Origin of the sequence: Streptomyces sp. NPDC056128, assembly GCF_042263835.1 — a bacterium.
GTDB lineage: Bacteria > Actinomycetota > Actinomycetes > Streptomycetales > Streptomycetaceae > Streptomyces.
This window is the reverse complement of record NZ_JBHJVQ010000028.1, coordinates 23,519-35,117: the sequence shown is the minus strand read 5'-3', so window position 1 is coordinate 35,117 and position 11,599 is coordinate 23,519. Positions and strand designations below refer to the sequence as shown.

6 protein-coding genes are annotated in these 11,599 nt (G+C 74.5%); 2 read left to right on the top strand and 4 right to left on the bottom strand.

Translation table 11 applies throughout. The features are described 5' to 3' along the window. Positions 1-2 precede the first annotated feature (2 nt). A complete protein-coding gene (locus ACFC1X_RS32680; RefSeq protein ID WP_376360754.1) occupies positions 3-884 on the top strand; it encodes a hypothetical protein in 882 nt (293 codons plus the stop codon). A 58-nt stretch (positions 885-942) separates the two neighbouring features. Further along, positions 943-5,607 carry a hypothetical protein gene (locus tag ACFC1X_RS32675; RefSeq protein ID WP_376360751.1) on the top strand — a complete coding sequence of 1,555 codons (4,665 nt, stop codon included), beginning with the start codon at positions 943-945 and terminating at the stop codon, positions 5,605-5,607. On the opposite strand, the gene ACFC1X_RS32670 is transcribed toward ACFC1X_RS32675, so the two are convergent. The 4 genes from ACFC1X_RS32670 to ACFC1X_RS32655 are packed head-to-tail and all read right to left on the bottom strand — an operon-like array spanning position 5,604 to position 11,463. After that, positions 5,604-6,740 carry an aromatic ring-hydroxylating dioxygenase subunit alpha gene (locus tag ACFC1X_RS32670; RefSeq protein ID WP_376360748.1) on the bottom strand — a complete coding sequence of 379 codons (1,137 nt, stop codon included), beginning with the start codon at positions 6,738-6,740 and terminating at the stop codon, positions 5,604-5,606. The genes ACFC1X_RS32675 and ACFC1X_RS32670 overlap by 4 nt on opposite strands. Next, complete coding sequence (gene solA, locus ACFC1X_RS32665; RefSeq protein WP_376360745.1) at positions 6,737-7,906, bottom strand: N-methyl-L-tryptophan oxidase; 1,170 nt, start codon at positions 7,904-7,906, stop codon at positions 6,737-6,739. The genes ACFC1X_RS32670 and solA overlap by 4 nt, the downstream gene beginning before the upstream one ends. 18 nt (positions 7,907-7,924) lie before the next feature. Next, complete coding sequence (locus tag ACFC1X_RS32660) at positions 7,925-10,381, bottom strand: FAD-dependent oxidoreductase (protein ID WP_376360742.1); 2,457 nt, start codon at positions 10,379-10,381, stop codon at positions 7,925-7,927. Beyond that, complete coding sequence (locus ACFC1X_RS32655) at positions 10,378-11,463, bottom strand: S-(hydroxymethyl)mycothiol dehydrogenase (protein ID WP_307010389.1); 1,086 nt, start codon at positions 11,461-11,463, stop codon at positions 10,378-10,380. Before ACFC1X_RS32655 ends, ACFC1X_RS32660 begins: the two co-directional genes overlap by 4 nt. Positions 11,464-11,599: the final 136 nt, after the last annotated feature.

Sequence of the window (11,599 nt, the reverse complement as noted above, 5' to 3'; positions counted from 1 at the left end):
CCGTGACCGAGCACGTCGACCGGAGCGAACCGGAGGCGGGTGCCGCGCCGGCCACCGCGGCCGTCACGCCCGCCGACGCCGCCGACGCGGCGCGGCTCGTCTCCTTCGGCCTCCAGCCCAAGCTGCTGCCCGCCCGCGACCAGGAGTACGCCGACCTGCTGCGCCGGTACCGCGAGGACCCGCCCTTCGCGCGCCTCGCCGACGCCGTCGCGGCCGGCCTCGGACTGATCGTGCTGGAAGTCTCCCCGCGCGCGGGGATGGCCGTCACCGCCGCCGAGGACTCGGTGTTCGCCGTCCGCATGGGCGACTACGCGCGCCGCGCCGCCACCGACTCCGGCGACCGCTTCCTGCACGGCCTCGCCCACCTCGCCGTCGCCGCCATGGCCTACCCGCGCCCCGAGGACCTCGCCGACGACGGCTACATCGGCCGCGTCACGGTCAACGGCGTGGACGCCTTCGTCCGCCAGGCCTGCCGCCGGCTGGAGGAGCGCGCCGACGAGCAGGGCGAGAACACCGACCCGGCCACCGACGCCCCCGGCCTGGAGGCCGCCTGGCGGATCTGGGCCAGACGCAGCTCCACCGGCGCCACCAAGGACGCCCGCAGGCTCCCCGGCTCCACCACCGGCATCGTCGGCAAGGCCGCCGCCTTCCTCACCGAGTCCGGCTTCCTCCAGCGCACCGGCGACGACAGCGGCGGCACCTACCGCACGACCGCGCGGTACCAGCTCCAGGTGCGCGACATGGCGGGCAGCGCCGCCATGGCCGAGCTGCTGGACCTGGGCGTCGTCCCGGTCACCGACGGCACGGCGACGCTGCTGCCCGCCGAGGAGACGGAAGACCTGGAGCTGGTGGCCGACGCCGGGCTGCCGTTCCACTCGCCCTGACCCCGCGCGCACCGCCGCCCCACCTCCCCGACTTCCCGAAGACTTACGAGAGTCCGCCATGTACGAGCTGTCCCGGGTCCGCCTCTACTCCATCGGACCCGCCGGTGCGCGCTACGCCGACACCGTGCTTGACCTGCGCGGTGTGGGCGAGCCCGTGCCCGACCCCGCGCCCACGCAGGCGGAGTTCTTCGAGGAGGAGCCGGTCGGCCCGCCGCGCCGGCCCGCCCCCGCGGGGGTGCTGTTCCTGGAGAACGGCGGCGGCAAGTCCGTCCTGCTCAAGCTGATCTTCTCGGTGATGCTGCCGGGCCACCGCAACACCCTGGGCGGCGCCAGCTCGGGCGTCCTGCGCAAGTTCCTGCTCGCCGACGACTGCGGACACGTCGCGCTGGAGTGGCAGCACGTGCAGAGCGGCGAGTGCGTCGTCGTCGGCAAGGCCAGCGAGTGGCGCGGCCGCCAGGTCTCCAACGACCCCCGCAAGTTCGCCGAGGCCTGGTACTCCTTCCGGCCCGGGCCCGGACTGACCCTGGACAACCTGCCCGTCGCCGAGGCCACCGCCGTACGCCCGCCCGTGGAGGGCGTCTCCGGCGCCCAGGGCAGGCGGCGCACCATGAAGGGCTTCCGCGACGCGCTCACCGAGGCCGCCAAGGCGTACCCGCACCTGGAGGTGCACTGGGAGGAGATCCACGACCGCTGGATCGAGCACCTCGGCGACCTCGGCCTCGACCCCGAACTCTTCCGCTACCAGCGCGAGATGAACGCCGACGAGGGCGAGGCCGCCGGCCTCTTCGCCGTCAAGAAGGACGCCGACTTCACCGACCTGCTGCTGCGCGCGGTCACCGACACCCGTGACACCGACGGACTCGCCGACCTGGTGAGCGGCTTCGGCAACAAGCTGGGCCGGCGCGCCGAGCTGATCGCCGAACGCGACTTCACCGCCGGGTCCGTCGAGCTGCTCGGCCGGATCGTCGAGGCCGCCGAGGTCCGCACCCGTGCGCGCGACATCCACACCGCGGCCGAACGCCGGACCAGGACCCTCGCCCGGCGGCTCACCGCGCGCGGCGCCCAGGAGCGGGTCAGGGCCTCGGACCTCGCCCAGCGGGTCACCGCCGCCGCCCGCGCCGTCACCCACGCCGAGTCGGCCCGCGACCGCAGCGCCCTCATCGCCGCCGAACTCGCCTACCGGCACGCCTCGCTCGCCCTGACCGGGGCCGAGAAGTCCGCCGCCGCCCAGAAGCGCGAACTCGCCGACGCGCGCACCCTGCACTCCGCCTGGCAGGCCGCCGAGGCCGTACTGCGCCACCGCGCCGCCGCCGACCGCGTCGCCCGCGTGTCCGCCGCCATCCAGGAGGCCGAGCGGGACGCGGCCCCCGCGCTCGCCGCCCGTGCCAAGGCCGCCGTCGACCTCGTCCGCGCCCTGCACGCGGCGGCCGGCCGGGCCGAGGGCCACGCCAACGAGGAGGAGGAGCGGTCCGCCGCCCTCCAGGAGGTCAGCGACGCGGCGCACCGCGACTCCACCACCGCCGCCACCGAGGCGCAGCGCGCCCGCAGCGAGGTCGGGCACCTGCGCCAGCGCCTCACCGAGGTCGAGCAGGAGACCACCGAAGCGGTCCGGGCCGGCTGGCTCGACGACAGCGCGCCCGACGCCGACCCCGCCCGCGCGGCCCTCGCCGCCAGCGACGCCGAGAAGAGCACCGTCGCGGCCTGGGACACCGCCCGTGAGTCGGCACGCCGGGCCACCGAGCACGCGCGCGAGACGTCGTCCGCCGAGAGCCGCGCCGAACTGACGGCCGCCCGCGCGGCCGACGCCGCCACCGCGGCCGAACGCGCCCACGAGGCCGAGCGCCGCACGGCCGAGGCACTGGCCGTCGAGGAACGCCTCGCGGAACTGCTCGGCCTCGCCCCCGGCACCCGCCCCGGCATCCCGCAGCCCCGCCACGACGCGGACCACGACCCCGCACCCGCGCGGGCCGACGGCGCCCTGACGCCCCAGGAACTCGACCGCTTCGCCGACGAACTGCGCGAACTGCTCGACGACACCGTCTCCTCCGCCGAACGCCAGCTGTTCGACCTGCGCACCGCCGCCGCCGACGACTCCCGCATCCTCGGCGCGCTCGGCGACGGCGGACTGCTGCCGCCCGGCCCCGACGTGCTGGCCACCGTGGAGTTCCTGGGCGAGCACGGCATCCCCGCCCTGCCCGGCTGGCGCTACCTCGCGCAGGCCGTCGACCCCGCCGACCACGCGCGCGTGCTGGCCGCCCGGCCCGAGCTGGTCGACGGCGTCATCATCACCGACCCCGACTCGCACACCCGCGCGCGCGACGTCCTTGGCGACGCGGCCCTGCTCCCGCGCTCCGCTGTCGCCGTCGGCACCGCCGCCGCCCTGCTCGCCCCCACCCCGGCCCCCGACTCCGACGCCGGGGACGTCTTCCTCGTACCGCCGAACCCCGCGATGCACGACGAGCACGCGGCCGACGAGGAGCGGCACGCGCTGCGCGCGCGGGCGACCCGGCGGGACGAGGAGATCCGCACCCTCGCCGCCCGGCTCGGCAAGGACCGCGAGCTGGCCGCCCGGCTCGCCTCCTGGCGCACCGGCTGCCCCGCCGGACGCCTCACCGAACTCGCCCGGACCGCCGAGGAGGCCCGTGCCTTCGCCGACGAGGCCGAGGCCGAACTGACCGAGGCGCGCACCGCGCGGACCGAGGCGGACGAGGCCGCCGCCGAGGCCGTGCACCTGCGGGACGAACGGCAGGAGGCCGCGCAGAAGGCCCGCCGCGCCGCCGACGCCCTCGCCGGGCTCGCCTTCCGGCTGCGCGAACGGGCGGGCTGGCAGGTCCGCCTGCGGGAACTGGCCGACGAGGGCGCCGAGGCCGAGGCCCGCGCCCAGGCCTGCCTGGACCGGGCCCGCGCGGCCGACGAGGACCGCCGCGCCGCCCAGCGCGCCGCCGACGACGCCCGGCGCACCGCCCGCGCGCTGCGCGCCGAGCGCTCCGAGATCGCCGGCGCCCCCGACGACGTACCCGAGGACGGACCGGACACGCCCGGGACCGGCACGGACGCGCCGAAGGCGTCCCTGCCGGACCTGCGCGAGGCCTACCGCGCCGCGTCCCAGGTGTACGAGAAGGTCGGCGTGGGTGCCGACCTGCGCGCCGAACAGGCCCGTGCCGAGAGCGACGAGAGCGCCGCGCGCGGGGACCTGGACCGGCTCAGCAACAAGGTCCGCACCCGGGCCGGGCAGCTCCTGGAGTCGCCCGACGGCTCCGACGGGCCGTCCCGGCAGGCCGCCGCCGCCCGCGCCGAGGAGCTGGTGCAGCTCCTGGAGACCCGCATGTCGAGCGCGAGCGAACAGCTCGGCCGGCTGCGCGGCGAGGCCGAACGGCACGCGCCCGAGGAGGGCGACGCCCACACCGAGCTGCCCGAGGAACTCCTCCCGCGCGACGCCGACCACGCCCAGACCCTGCTGCGCACGGCCACCGCCGAACTCGCCTCCCACACCGAGGCGCTCACCCAGGCCCGCGACGCCCACGCCGGACTGCTCGACACGCACCGCGCCGCCGAGGACGCCGCCGGCGGCTTCGACGAGATCGCCGCCATGCTCCGCGACCTGCTGCGCGAGCACGCGGCCGACGAGGAGCAGGAAGAACCCGAGCCCTATCCGGCGGGTCTGGAGGAGGCCCGCCAGTCGGCCGGTGAGGCCCGCCGTTCGCTGCGCGGCTGCGCCGCCGACCTGTCCGCCGCCGAGGCCGGGGTCCGCGAGGCGAGCGACGTCCTGGTCCGGCACGCCAACTCCACCCGCTACGAGCAGGTCCGCACCCCCGCGCGGCAGCAGATCCGCGAGCTGCCCGCCGCGACGCTGCCCGAGCACGCGGCCAAGTGGGCGGACGCCTTCGCGCCCCGGCTCCGCGTCCTCACCGACGAGCTGGCGCAGTTGGAGCGCAACCGCGACTCGATCGTGGACCGGCTGCGCGGCCTGGTCGAGTCGGCCCTCGCCACCCTCCGCTCCGCCCAGCGCCTCTCCCGGCTGCCGGAAGGGCTGGGGGAGTGGTCCGGGCAGGAGTTCCTGCGCATCCGCTTCGAGGAACCCGACCAGGCCACCCTCACCGAGCGGCTCGGCGAGGTGGTCGACGACGCCACCCGCGCCGCCGTGAAGAAGAACTCCGACCTGCGCCGCGACGGCATGTCCCTGCTGCTGCGGGGCGTCGCCGCCGCCCTGGCACCCAAGGGCGTCGCCGTCGAGATCCTCAAGCCCGACGCCGTACTGCGCGCCGAGCGCGTCCCCGTCGGCCAGATGGGCGACGTCTTCTCCGGCGGCCAGCTGCTCACCGCGGCCATCGCCCTGTACTGCACGATGGCCGCGCTGCGCAGCAACGACCGGGGCCGCGACCGGCACCGCCACGCCGGGACCCTGTTCCTCGACAACCCCATCGGGCGCGCCAACGCCACCTACCTGCTGGAGCTCCAGCGGGCCGTGTCCGACGCGCTCGGCGTCCAGCTGCTGTACACCACCGGCCTGTTCGACACGACCGCGCTCGCCGAGTTCCCGCTGGTCATCCGGTTGCGCAACGACGCCGACCTCAGGGCCGGCCTGAAGTACATCAGCGTCGAGGAGCACCTGCGGCCCGGCCTGCCCCAGCCGGCCCCGGCCGCCGAGGGGGAGGGCGAGCCGGTGCACAGCGAGATCACGGCCACCCGCATGTTCAAACGCCCGGCCCAGTCACCCTCCTAGCCGTTCCGTGTCGGCCCGCCGAGCCGCTCCAGCAGCCACTCGTGGAAGAGCCCGATGTGGTGCTCGGTCGGCACCAGCACGCCACCGCCGCGGTAGGCGCGGGACGACATCGCGGGCTGGGTTCGCTCGCACGCCTCGAAGTCCTGCGTGTTGACCCGGTGGAACAGCTCCACCGACCGTGACAGGTCCGCGCCCGACGCCACCACGTCGGGGGCGTACAGCCAGTCGCACTCGACGACCGTGCGGTCCTCGGCGAGCGGGAACATGCGGTGCAGGATCACGTGGTCCGGTACGAGGTTGACGAAGACCGTCGGCCGGACGGTGACGGCGTAGTAGCGGCGGTCCTGGCTCTCCGCCACCTCGGGCAGCCGGTCGAAACCCTCGCCGCCGTCGACCGTGAACCCCTTGACCTCCTCGCCGAACTCGGCGCCGTGGCCCACGTAGTACTGGGCCGCGTAGCCGTCGGCGAACTCGGGCAGCACGTCGGTGAGTTCGGGGTGGATGGTGGCGCAGTGGTAGCACTCCATGAAGTTCTCGACGATCAGCTTCCAGTTGGCCCGCACGTCGTACCGGACGCGTCGGCCGAGGGCCAGCCGCTCCGTTCCGTAGCGCTCGATCGCCGCCGGGTCGCCGAGCCGTTCGACGACGGCACCGCGCACCGTCTCCTCGAAGGAGGGCGGCTCGTCGGCCAGGCACACCCAGGCGTAGCCGAGCCATTCGCGCAGGGCGACCTCGGCCAGGCCGTACGCGGCGCGGTCGACGTCCGGCATCTTCGTGAGGCCGGGCGCGGCGACCAGCCGTCCGTCGAGGTCGTACGTCCAGGCGTGGTACGGGCACTGCAGGCTGCGCCGCACCTCGCCCGACTCCTCCAGGCACAGCCGGGCACCGCGGTGGCGGCAGATGTTGAGGAAGGCGCGCAGTGCGCCCGTGCGGGTGCGGGTGACGACGACGCTCTCGCCGCCGACCTGCACCGTACGGAAGGCGCCCGGCCGTTCCAGGTCGGCGCCGCGAACCGCGCAGAACCACAGCGACTCGAAGACCTGCCGCTGTTCCTGACGGAAGATCTCCGGGTCGGTGTAGTAGCGGCCCGGCAGGGTCGCGATGAGGCTGGGGGACAGGGGGGTCGTCGTCACGTGCTGGCTCCTCGGGCGGGCGCGGCGGTGAGGCGAGCGGGGTCGAAGAGACCGATGGGGTGCGCGGTGTCGCCGGTCAGGGCCAGGTCGGCGAGGATCTCGCCGACGACGGGCACGAACTTGAAGCCGTGCCCGGAGAATCCGCAGGCCACAGTGACCGAACCGGGATGCGAGGGATGGCGGGCGATGACGAAGTGCTCGTCCGCGGTGGTGGTGTACATGCAGGTGGCGGCCTTGAGGAAGGTGCCGGGCAGGTCGGGGAGACGGTCGGACATGTGGTCCGCCATGGCCCGGACCTCGTGGTCGTGCACGGTCCGGTCGATGGCTTCCGGGGTGGTGACCTGCCCCTTGCGGAAGAAGGCGACCTTGGCGCCGTGGTCCGGACCGTCGATCGCGGGGAAGCCGTACACCTGGACGCCGGCCGGGTCCTCCCAGACGTAGATCGGCTGGTTGGCCGGGAGGAAGGGGCCGATGCCGTTCCGGGGCTGGAACCAGTACATGACCTGCCGCTCCACCGTGAACGGCACCCCGAGGTCGGCGAGCAGCCGCGGCGCCCAGGCGCCCGGGCAGATCACCAACTGGGCGGCGGTGTAGGTGTTCTCGCCGGTGTGCACGCGGACGCCGTCCCGGTACGGCTCCCAGCGCGTCACCGATTCCTCGAAGTGCAGGTCGGCGCCCTGCCGGGTGGCGAGCTGGAGATGGGCGGCGACCGTGTTCTCGGGACGCAGCAGACCGGCCTTGGCCTCGTACAGGGCGACCTCGTCGTCCCGCGGGGCGAGCGTCGGAAACCGGCGGCGGATCTCCCGCGCGTCCAGCATCTCGTGCGGCAGGTCCCACTCGCGGGCCGACCGCAGGGAGCCGGACACGGTCCAGGAGTCGGGCCGGCCCACCATCACGCCCCCGCACAGGAGGGCGATGTCCCGGCCGGTGGCCCGCTCCAGGTCGGCGTACAGCTCGTAGGCGCGCAGCAGCAGGGGAACGTACGCCGGGTCCTCGAAGTACGACTGTCGGGTGATCCGGGAACCGCCGTGGCTGGAGCCCCGGTTGTGCACGGGGCCGAACCGCTCCAGGCCCAGCACGCGGGCGCCCCGCGCGGACAGGTGGTGGGCGGCGGCGCTCCCCATGCCGCCGAGGCCGATGACGATCACGTCGTAGGTGGGGGACAAGAAGGGCCTCCTGGCGTCCTAGCGGCGGATACGGGTCATCCTCGGGTCGAACAGCGGCTCCTCGGCGACCGTGGCGGGCACCTTCTCGCCGAAGTACTCCACGTGCACACCGGTGCCGACGGCCAGGCCGGCGGGGAGCCAGGCGTAGGCGACACAGCGGCCGAGTGTGTAGCCGTACGAGGCGCTGGTCACGTACCCGGCGGGCGCGCCGTCCACGTGGACCGGCTCCTTGCCGAGGACCACGGCCGCCGGGTCGTCGAGGAGCAGCGGCGTCAGGCGCCGGCCGGGCTCGCCCGCGCGGGCCAGCGCGGCCCTGCCGACGAAGTCCGCCTTGTCCATGCGGACCGCGAAGCCGACACCGGCCTCGTACGGGTTGTCCTCGTCGGTCATGTCCGTGCCCCAGGCCCGGTATCCCTTCTCCAGGCGAAGGGAGTTGAAGGCCGAGCGTCCGGCGGCGATCACGCCGAGGTCCCGGCCGGCCTCCCACAGCGTGTCCCAGAGCCGCAGGCCCAGGTCGGCGGTGGTGTACAGCTCCCAGCCCAGTTCACCGACGTAGCTCAGGCGCATCACGGTCACCGGGACATGGCCGACGTACGTCTCCCGGGCGCGGAAGTAGCCGAACGCCTCGTGCGAGAAGTCGTCCGGCGTCAGCGGCTGGACGAGGTCGCGGGCGAGCGGGCCCCAGACGCCGACGCAGCAGGTGCCGGAGGTGATGTCCCTGATGTGCACCTCCCCAGCGGGCGCGTGGCGCAGCAGGTGGTCGAGGTCGGCGGGGGAGTTGGCGCCGACCTGGAAGCGGTCGGGGGCGAGGCGGGCGACGGTGAGGTCGGAGCGGATGCCTCCGGATTCGTCGAGGAGGAGGGTGTAGGTGACCGCGCCGGGCTTCTTGCGGAGGTTGTTGCTGGTCATGCGGTCCAGGAAGGCGAGGGCGCCCGGTCCGGTGACCTCCAGGCGGCGCAACGGCGTCATGTCGTACAGGGCGACCCGCTCCCGGGTCACCCGGGCCTCCGCCGCCGCGATCGGCGACCAGTGCCGGGCCGACCAGGCATCGCGGTCGGGCAGGGGCGGGTCCGCGGCGAGCCCGGCGTTGGCCTCGTACCAGTGCGGGCGTTCCCAGCCGCCGCCCTCCAGGAAGTACGCGCCGAGTTCCCGCTGCCGTGCGTGGAACGGGCTGACCCTGAGCGGACGCGGCCGCTCCATCGGCTGGAGCGGGTGGATCACGTCGTACACCTCGCTGAACTGCTGCGCGCCCCGGTCGCGGATGTACGCCGGTGACCGCTGCGCCTCCTCGAAGCGCGTGAGGTCGCACTCGTGGACGTCGAGCGACGGCCGTCCGACCACCATCCACTCGGCGACGGCCTGGGCGACACCGGCCGAGTGGGTGACCCACACCGCCTCCGCGAGCCAGAAGCCGCGCAGGTCACGGGACTCGCCGAGGACCGGCATGCCGTCCGGGGTGAAGGAGAAGACGCCGTTGAAGCCCGACTCGACGTCCGAGTCGCGCAGGGCGGGCATCAGCCGGCGGCAGTCCTCCCAGCTCGGCGCCCAGTCCTCCGGGGTGAAGGGGTACGACGACGGCATGTCCATGTGCCGGGCGCGTGACGCGTCGTAGCCGGGCACGGCGAACGGGTCGACGGGCAGCGGTCGGTGGGCGTAGGAGCCGACGCCGAGGCGGTCGCCGTGCTCACGGAAGTACAGGTCGCGGTCCTGGAAGCGGAGGATCGGCTTCGATGCCTCCTCGGTGGCGCCGCTCAGCTCGGGCAGCGGACCCGTCCTCGCGTACTGGTGGGCCAGCGGCTGCAGGGGCACGTCGACGCCGGCCATGCGGCCGACGACCGGTCCCCAGAATCCGGCGGCGGAGACGACGTGGTCGGCGGGGAAGGTGCCGCGGTCGGTGACGACGCCCGTGACCCGGCCGTCCTGCCGCTCGATGCCGGTGACCGTGTGCCGGTCCAGGAAACGGGCCCCCCGCGCGGTGGCGCGGTCCAGCTGGGCGCGGCAGGCGGGCACGGCGCGGGCCAGCCCGTCCCCCGGCGTGTGGAAGCCGCCGAGGACCACCGACTCGTCGAGGAGCGGCCAGAGTTCCCTGCAGCGGGCGGCGTCGACGATCTCGCCGGTCACGCCCCAGGAGGCGGCGTATCCGGCCCTGCGGTGCAGGTCGGCGAGGCGCTCCGGCGTGGTCGCCAGCTCCAGGCCGCCGACCCGCTGGAAGCACGGGGCGCCGTCCCAGGTGAGGGACGTGAACTTCTCGACGGTGTACCGCGCGAACGCCGTCAGGGTGCGCGACGGACTGGTCCGGAAGACGAGGCCGGGCGCGTGCGAGGTGGAGCCGCCGGGCGCGGGCAGCGGGCCCTGTTCGAGGACGGTGACGTCCGTCCAGCCACGCGCGGTCAGTTCGTCCGCGAGGGAGCAGCCGACGACGCCCGCGCCGATGACCACCACGCGGGGCGGGGTCCGCGGGTCGCGGGCGCTCACAGGACCACCACCGAGCGCAGCACCTCGCCGCGGCGCATCCTGCCGAACGCCTCCTCCACCCGGTCCAGCGTCGTCGTCTCCGACACGAAGGCGCCCAGGTCGAGCAGCCCGTACAGGTACTGGTCGATCAGGAACGGGAAGTCGCGGCTCGGCAGACAGTCGCCGTACCAGGACGACTTGATCGCACCGCCGCGCGAGAACACGTCGATGAGCGGCAGTTCGACCGTCGTCTCCGGTGTGGGCACGCCGACCTGGACCAGCACTCCGGCGTGGTCACGCATGTAGAAGGCCTGGCGGAACGTCTCCGGGTGGCCCACGGCGTCGATCGCGATGTCCACGCCGTGGCCGTCGGTGAGGGCGCGGACCGCCTCGACCGGGTCCGTGCCGCGGGAGTCGACGGTGTGCGTCGCGCCGAACCGTTCCGCCCGGTCCAGTTTCCGGCCGTCCACGTCGACCGCGATGATCTTCATGGCGCCGTTCAGGGCGGCACCGGCGATCGCCGCGTCGCCCACGCCGCCGCAGCCGATCACGGCGACCGAGTCGCCGCGGCCCACGCCGCCGGTGTTGACGGCGGCGCCATATCCGGCCATCACCCCGCAGCCGACGAGACCGGCCGCCTCGGGCCGCGCGGCCGGGTCGACCTTCACCGCCTGGCCCGCGGCGACCAGCGTCTTCTCGGCGAAGGCGCCGATGCCGAGGGCGGTGGTCAGCGGGGTGCCGTCGAGCAGGGTCATCGGGCGGGCGGCGTTGCGGGAGTCGAAGCAGTACCAGGGGCGGCCGCGGCGGCAGGACCGGCAGCCACCGCAGGGCGCCCGCCACGCCAGCACCACGTAGTCGCCCGGCGCGAGGTCGGTGACGCCCTCGCCGACCGCCTCGACGGTGCCGGCCGCCTCATGGCCCAGCAGGAACGGGAAGTCGTCGGTGATCGCGCCCTCGCGGTAGTGCAGATCCGTGTGACAGACCCCGCAGGCCTGCACCGCGACCAGAACCTCGCCGGGCCCCGGATCCGGGACGACGATCGTCTGCACCTCGACGGGTGCGCCCCTCTTCACAGCGACTACGGCACGGACCTCGTGTGACACGAGAAGCTCCTCTGCTGTTGCGCATTGCACGATGGGTTGCGCGATGAGAAACATAGTGGGAACGCTGTCGAGGGGTCGTCAAGAGGTACGGGTGAACCCTTGGCAAAAGGAGCGGGCGGCGGGCGCGGAGTGCGCA

Excerpts from the sequence above, each read along its gene's own strand:
- ACFC1X_RS32675 (WP_376360751.1), top strand. The coding sequence starts at position 943 with ATGTACGAGCTGTCCCGGGTCCGCCTCTACTCCATCGGACCCGCCGGT.